Annotated in this window: 12 protein-coding genes and 1 pseudogene; 5 read left to right on the top strand and 8 right to left on the bottom strand. The window is 70.6% G+C overall.

Annotated features, from left to right (window positions below; translation table 11 throughout):
* Nucleotides 1-39 precede the first annotated feature (39 nt).
* Nucleotides 40-432, top strand: coding sequence for a VOC family protein (locus ABXJ52_RS32795; RefSeq protein WP_367047076.1), 393 nt, complete (start codon nt 40-42; stop codon nt 430-432).
* 45 nt (nt 433-477) lie between these two features.
* Here ABXJ52_RS32795 and ABXJ52_RS32790 read toward each other — a convergent pair whose 3' ends face one another.
* The 4 genes and pseudogenes from ABXJ52_RS32790 to ABXJ52_RS32775 all read right to left on the bottom strand — a co-directional run bounded on the left by ABXJ52_RS32790 (nt 478) and on the right by ABXJ52_RS32775 (nt 4,440).
* Nucleotides 478-2,985 (bottom strand): hypothetical protein, encoded by a 2,508-nt coding sequence (locus ABXJ52_RS32790; RefSeq protein WP_367047075.1) that lies wholly within the window; start codon nt 2,983-2,985, stop codon nt 478-480.
* Nucleotides 2,978-3,352, bottom strand: a complete 375-nt coding sequence (locus tag ABXJ52_RS32785) for an STAS domain-containing protein (protein WP_367049439.1) — start codon at nt 3,350-3,352, stop codon at nt 2,978-2,980. The genes ABXJ52_RS32790 and ABXJ52_RS32785 overlap by 8 nt, the downstream gene beginning before the upstream one ends.
* A gap of 147 nt (nt 3,353-3,499) precedes the next feature.
* Nucleotides 3,500-3,751 (bottom strand): annotated as a pseudogene (locus ABXJ52_RS32780) (STAS domain-containing protein); the annotation flags it as partial.
* A gap of 125 nt (nt 3,752-3,876) precedes the next feature.
* On the bottom strand, nt 3,877-4,440 hold the full coding sequence (locus ABXJ52_RS32775) for a hypothetical protein (RefSeq protein WP_367047073.1): 564 nt from the start codon (nt 4,438-4,440) through the stop codon (nt 3,877-3,879).
* Between the two features lie 242 nt (nt 4,441-4,682).
* On the opposite strand from ABXJ52_RS32775, the gene ABXJ52_RS32770 reads away from it, so the two are divergent.
* Nucleotides 4,683-5,480 (top strand): hypothetical protein, encoded by a 798-nt coding sequence (locus ABXJ52_RS32770; RefSeq protein WP_367047072.1) that lies wholly within the window; start codon nt 4,683-4,685, stop codon nt 5,478-5,480.
* A 66-nt stretch (nt 5,481-5,546) separates the two neighbouring features.
* Nucleotides 5,547-6,158, top strand: coding sequence for a glyoxalase (locus tag ABXJ52_RS32765; protein WP_367047071.1), 612 nt, complete (start codon nt 5,547-5,549; stop codon nt 6,156-6,158).
* Between the two features lie 29 nt (nt 6,159-6,187).
* Here ABXJ52_RS32765 and ABXJ52_RS32760 read toward each other — a convergent pair whose 3' ends face one another.
* Nucleotides 6,188-8,095, bottom strand: a complete 1,908-nt coding sequence (locus ABXJ52_RS32760; protein ID WP_367047069.1) for an ABC transporter ATP-binding protein — start codon at nt 8,093-8,095, stop codon at nt 6,188-6,190.
* 182 nt (nt 8,096-8,277) lie between these two features.
* On the opposite strand from ABXJ52_RS32760, the gene ABXJ52_RS32755 reads away from it, so the two are divergent.
* Nucleotides 8,278-10,596, top strand: coding sequence for a glycoside hydrolase family 3 N-terminal domain-containing protein (locus ABXJ52_RS32755; protein ID WP_367047067.1), 2,319 nt, complete (start codon nt 8,278-8,280; stop codon nt 10,594-10,596).
* Nucleotides 10,597-10,660: 64 nt separating this feature from the next.
* Here ABXJ52_RS32755 and ABXJ52_RS32750 read toward each other — a convergent pair whose 3' ends face one another.
* Nucleotides 10,661-11,524 (bottom strand): GNAT family N-acetyltransferase, encoded by an 864-nt coding sequence (locus ABXJ52_RS32750; RefSeq protein WP_367047065.1) that lies wholly within the window; start codon nt 11,522-11,524, stop codon nt 10,661-10,663.
* Between the two features lie 169 nt (nt 11,525-11,693).
* On the opposite strand from ABXJ52_RS32750, the gene ABXJ52_RS32745 reads away from it, so the two are divergent.
* Nucleotides 11,694-13,229 (top strand): AMP-binding protein, encoded by a 1,536-nt coding sequence (locus ABXJ52_RS32745; protein WP_367047063.1) that lies wholly within the window; start codon nt 11,694-11,696, stop codon nt 13,227-13,229.
* Between the two features lie 43 nt (nt 13,230-13,272).
* Here the strand turns inward: ABXJ52_RS32745 and ABXJ52_RS32740 are convergent, their stop codons facing one another.
* Both ABXJ52_RS32740 and ABXJ52_RS32735 read right to left on the bottom strand, forming a co-directional pair.
* On the bottom strand, nt 13,273-13,602 hold the full coding sequence (locus ABXJ52_RS32740) for a zinc ribbon domain-containing protein (RefSeq protein ID WP_367049438.1): 330 nt from the start codon (nt 13,600-13,602) through the stop codon (nt 13,273-13,275).
* A 175-nt stretch (nt 13,603-13,777) separates the two neighbouring features.
* Nucleotides 13,778-14,503, bottom strand: a complete 726-nt coding sequence (locus ABXJ52_RS32735; RefSeq protein WP_367047062.1) for a TetR family transcriptional regulator — start codon at nt 14,501-14,503, stop codon at nt 13,778-13,780.
* Nucleotides 14,504-14,570: the final 67 nt, after the last annotated feature.

Raw genomic sequence — 14,570 nt, 5'->3', positions numbered from 1 at the left:
CTCAGGTCTGTTGCCAGCGGAACCGGGTAACAGCACCGCATGAAGCCCCCACCGCGTTTCACGTTGGTCGCGACCACTCTTGACGCGCCGAACGCCCATGAGCTGGCGCGGTTCTACCAGGACCTTCTCGGGTGGCCGGTGCGGAAGGAAGAACCGGGCTGGGTCGAGATCGCGGCGCCGGACGGCAGCGCTGGACTGTCGTTCCAGACGGAGTCACTCTTCGCACGTCCGCAGTGGCCTTCCACACGGTCGGAGCAGCAGATGATGATGCATCTGGACATCGAGGTGAACGATCTGTCAGCAGCCGTCGAGCAGGCCGTTGCTCTGGGGGCGACCGTGGCGGACTTCCAACCTCAGGCCGATGTACGCGTCCTGTGCGACCCAGCGGGCCACCTGTTCTGCCTCTTTGCCCGCACCGGTGCGAGCGCGTGACAGCCTGGTTTTGGTGAACGGTGCGACGGCGGCCGGGCCGGACTCTCACCCCTCCGCCGACAGTCCCGTCGTGCGCAGTCGGCGCACCGTCTGCGCGGAAGTCGCGCGGGGCGCCTGGGCCGCCAGCGCCGACAGTAAACCTTCCCACGCGTCGGCCAGTCCCGCGTCCACGGCCGACCGGTAGGCGGCACAGGCCTCGTGCGAACGCCCCTGTTCCAGGTACAGGGCGCCGAGCAAGGCGTGCGCCTCCGTGTCGCCGGCCGTGCAGCCTCGGATGTAGGCGCGTTCGGCGGCCGCGGTGTCTCCCAGTTCCTCGCGCACGCGGCCCAGTGCGGTCCAGGCGTCGGAGGCGCCGAGAGCGTCGGCCCGGAGCACCGCTCGCCGGGACCCGTCCCGGTCCCCCGCCCGCTCCCGCATCCGGGACAGCGCAGCCCAAGCCGCGGGGGAGCCGCGTTCGGCGGCGAGGTCGGCGGCGAGCTCCGCACCCTCGGCGTTCCCGGCGCGTTCCCGGCCGCGCGCCAGCGTGATCCAGGCCTCCACGTCACCAGCACGGGCCGCCTCCGCCGCGGCACGCGCGGCGCCCGCGTCGAATCCGCGCTCCGCGCGGGCCTCGGCCAGCGCGGTCCAGGCATCCGGGTCGCCGATGCGCGCCGATTGCCCCGCCGCCTCCTCTGCGGCGACGCTGTCGCCGTCCGAGTCGGCGAGCAGAGCCAGTTCGCGCCAGGCCGCGCCGAAGCCCAGGGCGGCCGCCGCGCGATGAGCGGCGGCCGCTCCCGACACGTCATTCGCCTCGTTGCGCAGTTGAGCCAGCAGCGACCAACCCTCGGGGGTGCCCACGTCCGCGCCGCCCGTGGCCGCCGCCACGGCTGACGCGTGATCACCGAGCGACCAGTGCAGCCGTACCAGACGCGCCCAGGCCGCGGTGACGCCCGCATCGGCCGCCCGGGTGGCGTGCTCCACCGCCGAAGCGAGGTCCCCGTCGCTTTCGGCAACCTGCGCGAGGCCCATGTGACCCCACCCGTCGCCGGCCATCACGGCCTGCGCGAACGCCTTGGCCGCCGCCGGGCCGTGGGCCGCGCGCATGCGGCCGAGCGTCCGCCAGGCCAGCGCCTGCCCCGATGCCGCCGCCAGGGCGGCAACGTCGTCCGCGGCGGCCGGGTCCCCCTCCTCCTCACGGATCCGGGCCATGGCCGACCAGGCCCACACATCGCCTGCCTCGGCCGCGCGACGGTAGGCCTCGTAGGCGGCGGAGCCTTTTACCTCGGACTCCCGTGACACTGCGAGGGCCGCCCAGGCGAGGGGATCCGTGGCAGCCGTCTCCTCGGCGGCGGCCGTCCCGTCCGTGGTCTCCCGCAGTACGGCCCAGACGGCCCGGGCCCTGCTGTGCCCCTTGTCGACGGCGCCTTTGTACAGCACGGCGGCACAGCTGTAGCGGCGCCGCAGCTCGGCGGCGCCTCCGAGGGCGTAGAGGTCATCGGCGGTCCTGGCGTGGGCCGCACCGGTCCAGAACCCGGCCGGTGGCGCCCGATGCGCTCTGACCCGGCGTATGTGCTGCTCGAGGTAGTCGTCCGGCCGGTAGCTGTCGGGGTCGCCGACATCGCTCGCGTACCGCTCCGCGATCAGCGGCACCGGACCGCCTGCCGGAGTGGTCAGCGCGCTGATGGCTGCCGGGAACCACTCCTTGCCGGCGGTCGCGCGGGCGGTGGCGTCCATGAACCCCGCGGCGACCTCCATCAGCAGACGGGCCGGTACCGCACTCGCGTGGCCGAGCCTGCGCGCTTCGACGGCCGCCGTCAGTACGGCGTGCTCGGACTCGGAATACCACTGCCCGGGGCCCATCTCCCAGTTGCGGACCAACTCCGGCCCTCCAGTGAGATGTTGAAGCACACGGTTACCGGCTCCGGCGGCCCGTACGGCGGCGGCCAGGCGCGGGTCGCGGGCCGCCGCAGCGGCGACGGCCGGGGAACCACCGGACAGCGTGTCCGGCACCGTGATCTTCGAGTGGCGTCCCGTCAACAGCGCCCGGGTGTGCGGCGACTCGTCCCCGCTGTCCTTTCGGCCCTGTGTCAGTCGCCTCAGGTGTTCCGGCCACATGGTGCCCACCACGGCGAGCGGCGCGACCTGGTCGAGCAGTCGGCCCAGCGCCCTGGCGGCACGCTCGCCTGGGCCGCCGCTCAGATACCTCTGGGCCTCGTCCAGCCACAGCACGGTGCGCGGGCCGATGCGCGACGCCTCGATCCACGCGGCCACTTCGTCCGCGTCCGCCGGGTGCACCACGGGCCAGTCGGGCAGGACTGCCGCTACCGCCTCATAGACGGCACGGGTCTTGCCGCTCGCGGAACGGCCGACCAACAGGACGAAGGCCGCGTCGTCCGTGGCCGCCGTGCGTGCCAGCCGCTGCCGCAGAGTCTCGTCATGCGGACGCGTGAGGTACTCCGTCAGCGGCAGGTCGACGGTCTCGTCCGGGCCCGGCGCGGGTTGAACTCCCAGACGTAGGGGGTCCCATTGGGCGGCGGTGCGGTGTCGGACCTCGCTGACCTCGCTGTCAGACATGCGCCTTGGGCGCGTTTCGGCCGAGGTACTCGATGGCTGGGAACACGGTGCCGAATATGGGGAACACTTTGGTCAGCCCGGAGATCCGGAACATCTTCAGGACTCTCTCCTCCCGCGCGACCACGGCCAATCCGCCGTCGTGGGCGCGGATTCGCTTCAGGGCACCGACCAGCGCACCGACCCCGATGGAGCCGAGGTGATCGACGGCAGTCAGGTCCACGACCAAGTGGAACCTTCCGTGGTTCACAAGGTCGAACAGCAGCTTGCGCAAGGGCGGCACCGTGGAACCGTCCAACTCGCCGGCCGCGACTCGCACCACCGTGATGTCCTCGGAGAGGTGTTCGTACGTGTGGGCACCCGATTCGATGATGCCCTGCTCGACTACGGGCCGTTCGCGAGCCCGTTCCTCGGTGGCCGCGCCTCGTGTGCGAGCCCGTTCCTCGATGGCCGCGCGTCGCTGCTCGATGCTTTCGTCCGCGTATTCGGTGGCGAGCGTCGCGAGCGCGCTCGCCACCGTGTCATGGATGCGGAAGACCTTGGTCAGGCCGGTCTTGGACAGAGCGGCGCGCACCCTCTCGCTGGTGACGACCAGCGAGAGCGTTCCCCCTTTGAAGTGCACCCGCTTCAGCCCGCCGACCAGCACGCCCAAGCCGGTACCGTCGATCTCGTTCACCTCGGTGAGGTCGACGACCATGAGCAGCCGCCCCTCTTGGGCCGACTCCACCAGCACCGCCCTCAGTTCGGGCGCGGTATCGAGGTTGAGCACGCCACCCTGGCCGTCGCTGTCGACCCGCACGACGGATATCTCCTCGCGCACGTTCTCGTGCGACACCTTCAGCTGCACCAGGCCCCCTTCATGTCCGCTCTGCGGATCGTAACGGCCGGCACGGCCTACACAGGCGTAAGTGCCCTGCGGGCCGCATCCAGGAACGCCTCTTGTGCCACGGGGTGTTGGGTGCCGGGCGCAGTGGTGGCGAGCGAGGTACGCAGCGTCTCCGCCGCCGCCGTCACGGACTGCGGCCCTTCCAGACGTACGACATTGAGCGCCTCCCCCACCGCACCCATCGCCGAGTCGTACTCCCCCCGCCGCGGCGTCTCGTCCGCCGTACCGATGGCGCTCTGCCAAGCGGACAACGCCAGTTGGGCGCTGTCGGTGCGGCCCAGAAACTTCACGTACGCCGCCCGCCGGACCGCCCGCTGGTTCACCAGCGTCTGTTCGGCGAGCGTACGGCGGGCCACGTCGAGCTGGGCTGTGGACTGGAGTTGACCCGCGTCCCAGGCAGCGGCTGCCTGTTGCCGTCCGGCCTCCCAGGCAGCGGCCGCCTGCCGCTCCCCTGCCGCCCAGGCGGCCGCGGCCTGGCGCCTGGCGGCGGCAAGAGTGAACACACCGGTCAGTGCTCCGCCGGCGATCGCGGCCCCCGCGGCGACGAGCGCCGTCATCACTGCCTCGTCCACGTCAGGCGTCCAGCACAAGCCACTTGGATCCAGACACCCGTCCGCCCCCTCCGTCAGGCGCGCGAATCATGCACCAGGTGCACTCATCGGCGCAACACCCCAGGTGGCCCCGCTCAACGGCGGAAGCCATTCGCTCGTTCGAAGGGCGCGGGTCTCTCCGCGCTTGGGATGTGACCCGGGCCGGTCATGATCACGAAGGAACCCCGCGACGGCGGGGTCCTTCGTCTTTTCAGGAGGTCGCCGTGGTCCTTGTCATCGTCGTCGCCGTAGTGGCTCTGCTCGCCGGGCTCGCGGCGAACCGGTTCCTGCGGCCCCGGCTGATGGCCGACGACGACTCCGGTATGGCCGTCAAGGACCTCGTCGGGCCGCTGCTGACGCTGACCGTTCTGCTGCTGGCCTTCGTCCTGGTCACCGCCTCCGGCTCCTACGGCAAGGCCGAGGTCGCCTCCCGCGGGGAGGCCCGCGCGCTGGACCAGCTCACCGAGATCGCCGACTACGCTCCGGCGGCGGAGCGGCAGCGGGTGCAGGCGGACGCCGTCTGCTACGCCCGCGCCGTCCGCACCCAGGAATGGCCCGCCATGGCCGACGGGGACGGGTCGGCCGCGCCCAGCGTGTGGTCGACCGACATGCGCCGCTCGTTTCGCACCCTGGAGGGCAAGCCCGTCTTCGGCATGCTGATCAGCGCCGACAACAAGCGCTCCGACGAGCGCGAGGAGCGCCTCACGCAGGCCACCGCCAGCATCCCCGGCGCCATCTTCTGGTTCCTGCTCGCCACCCTCACCATCACCGTCGTGGCCCTCGCCGTGTGCCTGCCCCGCAGGAACAACCGGGGCCAGCTCATCGTCCTCACCGTGATCACCGCGCTCCTGACGGCGACGCTGTGCATCATCCGAGACGTCGACCGGCGCTTCGGCGGCATCATCGACGTCAAACCGACCGCGATCACCGAGGTCGAGAGACAGGCCAACCGCGACTTCCTCGCTCACAACGAGGCCGGCGACCTGCCCTGCGACGACCAGGGGAATCGCCGGTCCGCGTGACGCCCCCTCGTCAACGGTCAGGATTCGAGAAGCGCCGGTCACCGGCCCGCGCCTAGCGTGAGTTCCATGACTTCCATCGATTGCATCACCCTTGAGGTGGCCGACCCCACGGCCGCCGAGCGCTTCTACGCGGACGCCTTCGGCCTGGGCAAGCAGGTACGGCTGCGGGGCTCGGACGCGGAGTCGTCCGGCTTCCGCGGGTTCACGGTGTCGCTCGTGGTCTCGCAGCCGTCCATCGTCAACGGCCTGTTCGGCGCCGCCCTGGAGGCCGGGGCCACGGAGCTGAAGCCCGCCAAGAAGTCCATGTGGGGTTACGGCGGCGTCGTACAGGCCCCCGACGGGACCATCTGGCAGCTCGCGAGCTCGTCGAAGAAGGACACCGGTCCGGACAGCCGGCAGATCGACGAGATCGTTCTGCTGCTGGGCGTCTCCGACATGGCCGCGACGAAGCGGTTCTACGTCGAACGCGGCCTCACGGTGGCGAAGAGCTTCGGCAGCAAGTACGTCGAGTTCGACGGTTCGTCCGGTCCCGTCAAACTCTCGCTCTACGGTCGTCGCGGCCTCGCGAAGGTCGCCGGTGTCCCCGCGGAGGGCAGCGGGTCTCACCGGCTCACGATCGGCGGCGACGCGGGAACCTTCACCGACCCGGACGGATTCGTGTGGGAGCCCTCGGCGTGAGGTTGCGCCGCGGTCAGTCGCTGTGAGGCCTACACCGCCGCCACAGCCGCCTGCTCCTGCTCCGATTCCTTCCCCGTCTTCCCTGCGAACTGCGTGCGGTACAGCTCCGCGTACCTGCCCTCCACCGCGAGCAGTTCCTCGTGTGTGCCGCGCTCCACGATCCGCCCGGCCTCGACGACAAGGATCTGGTCGGCCGACCGCACCGTCGAGAGCCGGTGCGCGATGACGATCGCGGTGCGGCCCTCCAGAGCCTCGGCGAGCGCCTCCTGGACCGCGGCCTCGGAGGTGTTGTCGAGGTGCGCCGTGGCCTCGTCGAGGATGACCACCCGCTGCTGGGCGAGCAGCAGCCGGGCGATGGTCATCCGCTGGCGCTCACCGCCGGAGAGGCGGTAGCCACGCTCGCCGACGACGGTGTCGAGGCCGTCGGGCAGGGAGCGCACGAGGTCTTCGAGGCGGGCCCTGCGCAGAACGTCCCACAGGTCGTCCTCGGTGGCTTCGGGGCGGGCGAGCAGCAGGTTGGCGCGGACCGACTCGTGGAAGAGGTGACCGTCCTGGGTGACCATGCCGAGGGTCTGGCGCATGGACGTCGCGGAGAGGTCACGGACGTCGACCCCGCCGATGCGCACGGCCCCGCCATCTGTGTCGTACAGCCGGGGAAGCAGTTGCGCGATCGTCGACTTGCCCGCGCCGGACGATCCGACGAGCGCCACGGTCTGGCCGGGCTCGGCGCGGAACGAGAGTCCGTGCAGGACTTCTTCGCCGCCCCGGGTGTCGAGGGACGCGACCTCTTCGAGGGAGGCAAGGGACACCTTGTCGGCGGCCGGGTAGCCGAAGCGGACGTCGTCGAACTCCACCGCCACCGGGCCCGACGGCACCTCGCGTGCGTCCGGCTTCTCGTCGATCAGCGGCTTCAGGTCGAGCACCTCGAAGACGCGCTCGAAGCTGACGAGCGCGCTCATGACCTCGACCCGCGCTCCCGCCAGGGAGGTCAACGGCGCGTAGAGGCGGGTCAGGAGCATGGCGAGGGAGACGATCGCGCCCGTCTCCAGGGTGCCGTTCAGGGCGAAGTAGCCGCCGAGCCCGTAGACGAGGGCCAGGGCAAGCGCAGAGACCAGCGTGAGCGCGGTGACGAACGTGGACTGCGCCATGGCCGTGCGGACACCGATGTCCCGCACCCTGCCGGCCCGCGTGGCGAACTCCTGGGACTCGGCGCCCGGCCGGCCGAAGAGCTTGATGAGCGTGGCGCCCGGGGCGGAGAAGCGCTCGGTCATGCGCGTACCCATCGCCGCGTTGTGGTGCGCGGCCTCGCGCTGGAGCTTCGCCATCCGGGAGCCCATGCGGCGCGCGGGCACGATGAAGACGGGGAGCAGGACGAGCGCGAGGAGCGTGATCTCCCAGGAGAGTCTCAGCATCATGGCCAGGGTCAGGAGCAGCATGACGACATTGCCGACGACGCCGGAGAGCGTGTTGCTGAACGCCCGCTGGGCGCCGATCACATCGTTGTTGAGGCGGCTGACGAGCGCACCGGTGCGGGTGCGGGTGAAGAAGGCGACGGGCATGCGCTGCACGTGGTCGAAGACAGCCGTCCGCAGGTCGAGGATGAGCCCCTCCCCCAGGTTCGCCGACAGCCAGCGGCCGAGCAGACCGAAGCCGGCCTCGGCGACGGCGATCGCGGCGATGAGCAGGGCGTACCGGACGACGAGCGAGGAATCCCCGTCCGAGACGATCGTGTCCACGACGCTGCCCGCGAGCAGGGGGGTCGCCACCGCGAGCATCGCGGTGACGATGCTCAGGAGAACGAAGTAGACGATGCGGCGTTTGTGCGGGCGGGCGAAGGTGCCGATGCGGCGCAAGGTGGCGCGGGCGAAGGGACGGCGGTCCTGCTCGGCGTTCAAGACGCTGTGCAGCTGGGTCCAGGCTGTCGTTTCCATGCTCATGAGAAGAACGTAGAACCTCAAGTTTCCTTGAGGTCAAGCATCGGCGGTCAGGACACCGAAAAGAGACCCCCGCGCGTCCCTGCCTCATCCCTTGACCCGCGTGTAACAGGAACGTACTTTTCGCTTCAACTCTTGTGGCCATCACAGGGGTTGTCGACTTCCTGATGCGAGAAGGCGAACACATGCGAGAGCTACGAAGGCGTACTCTGCTGTCCGCGATCGGTGGCACAGCTGTCGCCGGGGGCGGCTTCACCGCCGCGGGCACCGGGGTCGCCCGGGCCGCGGCGCGGCGCCCGAGCCCCACGAGCCCCCTCGACCCGAGGATCCAGCAGCTGCTCGACCGTATGACTGTCGAAGAGAAGCTGGGACAGCTGCAGCAGCTCCCCTGGGCCGTCAGCACGGGCCCCGGAGGCAGCGAGACCAAGGACGTCGAGGACGCGGCGCGCGCCGGACGGCTGGGTTCGGTCCTGAACATCTTCGGCGCCAAGAGCAGCAACGCCCTGCAGCGCATCGCGGTGGAGGAGTCCCGGCTCGGCGTTCCGCTGCTCTTCGGGCTCGACGTCATCCATGGCCTGTGGACCACGTTCCCGATCCCTCTCGCCCAGGCGTCGAGCTTCGACCCGGAGGTCACCAGGCGGGACGCCGAGGTGTCGGCGAAGGAGTCCCGCTCGAACGGCGTGCACTGGACGTTCTCGCCGATGATGGACGTCACGCACGAGCCGCGCTGGGGCCGCGTCGCCGAGGGCTGCGGCGAGGACCCGTACCTCACGACGGCGTTCGCGGTGGCCAAGGTGGAGGGCTACCAGGGCCCGAGGGAGGGGAAGGACGGGCAGGACCAGCGGGGCTCCGGGCTCGGTGCCAAGGACCGCATCGCCGCCTGCGCCAAGCACTTCGTCGCGTACGGCGGAGCCGAGGGCGGCCGGGACTACAACACGGTCGATGTGTCGGAGTCGCGGCTTCGCAACCACTATCTGCCGCCGTTCAAGGCCGCGTTGGACGCGGGCGTGGCCACGGTGATGGCCTCCTTCAACACCATCAGCGGCGTTCCGGCCCACGGCAACTCCCATACGCTCACCGACATCCTCCACAAGGAGTGGGGCTTCGACGGCTTCGTCGTCAGCGACTGGAACGGCGTCGACGAACTCGTCGCGCACGGCTTCGCCGAGGACGGCGCCGACGCGGCCCGCCTCGCGCTGAACTCCGGCGTCGACATGGAGATGGCGAGCACGGACCTCGCCAAGCACGGCAAGAAGCTGCTGAGCGGCGGCAGGATCACCGAGCACCGGCTCGACGAAGCGGTCGCGCGCATCCTGCGCCTGAAGTTCGCGCTCGGCCTCTTCGATCATCCGTACGTCGACGAGGACGACGCCATCGACGAGCCGTCCGCCGCTGCCCGCGAGGCCGCCCGTGAGACCGCCGCCCGCTCGATGGTGCTCCTCAAGAACGACGGCAAAGCGCTTCCGCTGAAGAAGTACACCGGGTCGATCGCGGTCGTGGGCCCGTTCGGCGACTCCGACGACCTGCTCGGCACGTGGACGTTCCCCGGCGCGGCGAAGAACTTCCCCTCGGGGAAGATCCTCGCGGCGGTGAAGGCCGCCGCCCCGCGGGCGAAGGTGACGTACGCGAAGGGCGTCGACGCCGAGGGCAAGGACACCGGCGGCATCCCGGCGGCGGTCTCCGCGGCCAAGAAGGCGGACGTCACCGTCGTCGTGGTCGGTGAACCCCCGGCGCTGAGCGGCGAGGCGGCGGCGCGCGGCGACATCAGCCTGCCGGGCGGGCAGGAGAAGCTGATCGAGGCGATCGCGGCGACGGGCAGACCGTTCGTGGTGGTTCTGGTCAACGGCCGTCCGCTGACGTTCGGCGGCTGGCTCAAGTCGGCGCCCGCCGTCTTGGAGGCCTGGCATCCGGGACTCGAAGCGGGCAACGCGATCGCCGACGTACTGTTCGGCGAGGTGAACCCGGGCGGCAAGCTGCCCGTCTCGTTCCCGCGGACGGTCGGTCAGATCCCGGTCCACTACAACCACGAGTCGACAGGGCGCCCGTACGACGCGGACAACAAGTACACCTCCAAGTACCTCGACCTGCCCCCGGACCCGCAGTTCACCTTCGGCCACGGCCTCTCCTACACCTCCTTCGAGATCGGTGAGCCGAGGCTGAGCCGCGACCGCGTCTCGGCGCGGGCGCTGCGCGGGGGCGACACCCTGGAGGTCGCGGTCACCGTCCGCAACACCGGCGAGCGCACGGGCGACGAAGTCGTCCAGCTGTACGTCCATGACATCGCGGCGAGCATCGCTCAGCCCGTGCGCAAGCTGCGGGGCTTCCGCAGGGTGACGCTGAAGCCCGGGAAGTCGAAGACCGTCCGCTTCCAGCTCGGCGCCGACGACTTCGGGTTCTGGACGAACGCGGAGAACGGTGAGTTCCGTGTCGAGGAGGGAGCAGTGGACCTCTACGTCGGCAACAGCTCCGAGGCCGAGGCGAAGAAGAGGCTGACGATCACGTAGCGGTCCCGCAGCGGTCATGCGGGAGGGCCGGGTCCCGTACGTACCCGGGCCCGGCCGTCCCGGATCAGCCGAGTTCGAGCGTGGTCACACCGAAGACCCGTTCCTCGGCGAGCTCCCGCACCGGGCCCGTGTACATGCGGGCGGTGGGGAACGTGGGCTTCATGCCGCGCGTCTCGGCGAGGGCCACGGCGTGCGGCTGGGTCTCGGGGACATCGATGATGACGGGTACTCCCCCGGCGTCGGCCGTCAGCGCGTCGAAGAGCTCTTCCGCGTCGGCGCGTGTGTCCGCGAACAGAGGTCCGATCCGCAGGGCGCCCTGGGCGGGGCGGAGCACGCCGTAGCCGGTGACGCGGCCGTCGACGATCCGGGCGAGGGCGCGGTGTCCGGGAGCCGTCAGCCAGGACTCCAGGAAGCGCGGACGGTCGGCCGGGTAACTCGCGGCGTCGTACGCGGTGATGGCCCGCAGGCCCGCGGCCTCGACCGGCAGGATCCGCGCGCTCCTGGGGACGTCTCCGGGCACGGGGCCCACGTAACGGATCGTGCGGTGGGCGAGCTCGAAGCCCGAACGGCGGTAGTTGTCCTGCTGGGCGACCACGCCGTCGAGGCCGACGGTGCGCTTGCCCGCGTGGGCGAGAGCCGTGCGCCAGGTGGCGAGGCCGTGGCCGTGGCCGCGCAGGTCGGGGCGGACGAGGTAGAAGCCCAGGAAGGCGTACACCTCGCTGTAGTTCACGACCGAGATCGCGGAGACGGGCTCGCCCGATGCGCCGAGTCGGCCCAGGAAGAATCCGTCGGGGTCCTGCGCGAAGAAGGACGGACCGTCCCGCAGACCCGGATTCCAGCCCTCGTCCGCCGCCCATTCGCTGACGACCTGCCAGTCCTCGAGCGTCGCCCGCGAGATGGTGAGCCGCCCAGGGGCCGAATCCGTCATCGCTGCACCCTTCGTACGGCGGCCGTTCTCACCGGCCGCACCGGATCCATCCTGCCCGGCCACCCGCCCCGCTACCCGAGTCGTGAGCGGTATGGCGCCGGGGTGCCCGGTTTCCCGTGGGGCGTGGTCGGATAGGCGGCGTACATCGACTGAGCTTCGGGAGGCCAGGATGTTCGTCCCGTTCGGGGCCCTTGATTTTCTGGACCGCGCCACGGCCGTCTACGGGGAACGGGTCGGCGTCGTCGACGAGCCCGATCAGCCGGCCGAGCCCTGGGAAGGGCTCACGTACCGACGCGTGGGCGAGTTGGCGCGGGCCCAGGCCGCCGGTCTCGACGCGCTGGGGGTGCCGCACGGTGCACGGGTCGCGGTGGTCTCGCACAACAGCGCACGGCTGCTGACGTCGTTCTTCGGCGTCAGCGGCCACGGCCGCGTCCTCGTGCCGGTCAACTTCCGTCTCTCGCCCGACGAAGTGAGTTACATCGTCGCGCAGTCGGGGGCGAGCGTCCTGCTGGTCGACCCCGAGCTGGAGGACCTCCTCTCGGAGGTGACCTGCAAGCACCGCTTCACGCTCGGGGCGCGGGCCGACGCGGAGCTGTACCGGTTCGACACCGAGCCCGAGCCCTGGGAGCACGACGAGAACGCCACCGCGACCATCAACTTCACCAGCGGAACGACCGCACGCCCCAAGGGCGTTCAGATCACGCACCGCAACATCTGGGTGAACGCCCTGACGTTCGCGCTGCACGCCGGGGTCACGGACCGGGACGTCTATCTGCACACCCTGCCGATGTTCCACGCGAACGGCTGGGGCATGCCGTTCGCGATGGCGGGCATGGGCGCCCGCCAGATCGTGCTGCGCAAGGTGGACGGCGCCGAGATCCTGCGCCGGGTGGCCGAGCACGGGGTCACGGTGATGTGCGCGGCGCCCGCCGTGGTCAACGCGGTCCTTGCCGCCGCCCGGTCGTGGGAGGGGGAGATCCCGGGCCGGGACCGGGTGCGCATCATCGTGGCCGGGGCTCCGCCGCCGACCCGGACGGTCGAGCGGGTCGAGTCCGAGCTCGGATGGGAGTTCATCCAGATCTACGGGCTCACCGAGACCTCTCCCCTGCTCACCATCAACCGCACCCGCGCCGAATGGGACGCTCTCACCGCGCGGCAGCGCGCGGAGAAGCTGGTCCAGGCCGGGGCGCCCGCGCTCGGCGTGACGCTGCGCACGTCGGACGAGGGCGAGGTGCTGGCCCGCTCGAACGTGATCCTCGAGGGGTACTGGGAGCAGCCGGAGGAGACCGCTCAGGCGCTGGAGGGCGGCTGGTTCCACACGGGCGACGGCGGGACGATCGGCGCGGACGGCCATCTGTCGATCAGTGACCGCAAGAAGGACGTGATCATCACCGGCGGTGAGAACGTGTCGTCGATCGAGGTGGAGGACGTGCTGTTCAGCCATGCCGCGGTCGCCGAGGTCGCGGTCATCGGGGTGCCCGACGAGAAGTGGGGCGAGACCATCAAGGCTCTGGTCGTCCTGGCCCCCGGCGCGCAGGCCACGGAGGAGGAACTCATCCGGCACTGCAAGGAGAACCTCGCCGGGTTCAAGGCGCCGACCTCGGTGGAGTTCCGCGAAGAACTGGCCCGCACGGCCACCGGAAAACTCCAGAAGTACAAGCTGCGCGGGCCGTACTGGGAGGGGCACGAGCGCGGCGTCAACTGATCCGTGCCACCCCTGTTCCGCAGCGCTACCAGGCTCCGCAGCACTACCAGTCGTTGCTCGTGTGCGTCTCACAGAGCTCGAAGACGGCCTCACCGGTCTCCGGATCGGACCCGGCCACGGGCCGTACACGCGCGCCGACCCACACGAGGTGCGGCGAGGCGCCCACGACGCGGCAGCGGAACACGAACCCTTCGGGGAAGCGCACGAGGGACTCGTTGCGCGCCGTACCGGTGTAGCGGTTGACCACGCTGGACTGGACGACGACGCCTTCGCCGTCGCTGTGCTCGGACGCCAGATCACTGGACGCGCACACCGGACACAGCATGCGGCGGAAGGACGCGGTGCCGCACCATCGGCAGCGCTGGTAGATCATGCCGGTTCGCTCGTGCTCTGACGGCGCGATGCTCAATTCCTGCTGGGACACGTCTCGACCCCCTGCATTGGACCTGCACTCGGCTCGGATGTCGGCTCGGACGCGCCGCGCTCGGCGCCGACGCATCCGCACCATATGGCACTGAGTGCCAGGAGGTAAAGGTACTGAGTGCAGCTCAGTCGGATTCCTGGCCGAGGGCCGACTCGACACGCTGCACCACGCGCCACATGGGCGCCCGCTTGGAGACCACCATGACGACGACTTCCTCATGGGCTTCGTCGTCGGCCGCGCCGGCCGCGTCCACGCCGGTGGCGCCGTTGCCCCACCCTTCCCGGACCAGCCCGAGCGCATGGTCCACGGCTGCCTCGGCATCGCCGTCGCCGCCCGAACGCAGCCAGGAGCGCAGGGTGTTGTTGTGCGCGGCGACCACGGCGGCGGCGATCACCTCGGCGCGCAGGGAGCCGTCCTCGGCGTCGGCGTAACGGCCGCGGAGGTAGCCGGCCATGGTGCGTTCATAGCGGCGCACCACGGAGAGTTCGTACGTACGGAGGCCGGGGACCTCCTGTGTGAGGCGGTAGCGCTGCACGGAGAACTCGGGGTTCGTGGCGTACATGCGCAGCACGATGCGGGCCGCGTCGCACACGGCGTCCACGGGTTCGACGTCGTCGGCCGCTTCGAGGAAGGCCGTCATGTCGGCGAGACAGCTCTCGTGGTCGGGGAAGACCGCGTCCTCTTTGGACGGGAAGTACCGGAAGAAGGAGCGGCGCCCGACCCCGGCCAGCGCCACGATGTCGTCCACCGTGGTCTGCTCGAAGCCCCGCTCGAGGAACAGCTGGAACGCCGCCTTGGCGAGCACCTCCCGCATGGGGGCCTTCTTCGCTGGTCCGCGCGCCTCAGTCATGCGGGGAACGTAGCATCGTGAAGGCCAATCTGGCACTACGTACCTTTACAGGGGGTACTGAGTGCCA

Source organism: Streptomyces sp. Je 1-332 (assembly GCF_040730185.1).
Taxonomy (GTDB): Bacteria; Actinomycetota; Actinomycetes; order Streptomycetales; family Streptomycetaceae; genus Streptomyces.
This window is presented reverse-complemented; position numbering and strand designations above follow the sequence as displayed.

Excerpts from the sequence above, each read along its gene's own strand:
- ABXJ52_RS32790 (WP_367047075.1), bottom strand. The coding sequence starts at position 2,985 with ATGTCTGACAGCGAGGTCAGCGAGGTCCGACACCGCACCGCCGCCCAA.
- ABXJ52_RS32735 (WP_367047062.1), bottom strand. The coding sequence starts at position 14,503 with ATGACTGAGGCGCGCGGACCAGCGAAGAAGGCCCCCATGCGGGAGGTG.
- ABXJ52_RS32750 (WP_367047065.1), bottom strand. The coding sequence starts at position 11,524 with ATGACGGATTCGGCCCCTGGGCGGCTCACCATCTCGCGGGCGACGCTC.
- ABXJ52_RS32755 (WP_367047067.1), top strand. The coding sequence starts at position 8,278 with ATGCGAGAGCTACGAAGGCGTACTCTGCTGTCCGCGATCGGTGGCACA.
- ABXJ52_RS32740 (WP_367049438.1), bottom strand. The coding sequence starts at position 13,602 with ATGATCTACCAGCGCTGCCGATGGTGCGGCACCGCGTCCTTCCGCCGC.
- ABXJ52_RS32765 (WP_367047071.1), top strand. The coding sequence starts at position 5,547 with ATGACTTCCATCGATTGCATCACCCTTGAGGTGGCCGACCCCACGGCC.
- ABXJ52_RS32795 (WP_367047076.1), top strand. The coding sequence starts at position 40 with ATGAAGCCCCCACCGCGTTTCACGTTGGTCGCGACCACTCTTGACGCG.
- ABXJ52_RS32745 (WP_367047063.1), top strand. The coding sequence starts at position 11,694 with ATGTTCGTCCCGTTCGGGGCCCTTGATTTTCTGGACCGCGCCACGGCC.
- ABXJ52_RS32760 (WP_367047069.1), bottom strand. The coding sequence starts at position 8,095 with ATGAGCATGGAAACGACAGCCTGGACCCAGCTGCACAGCGTCTTGAAC.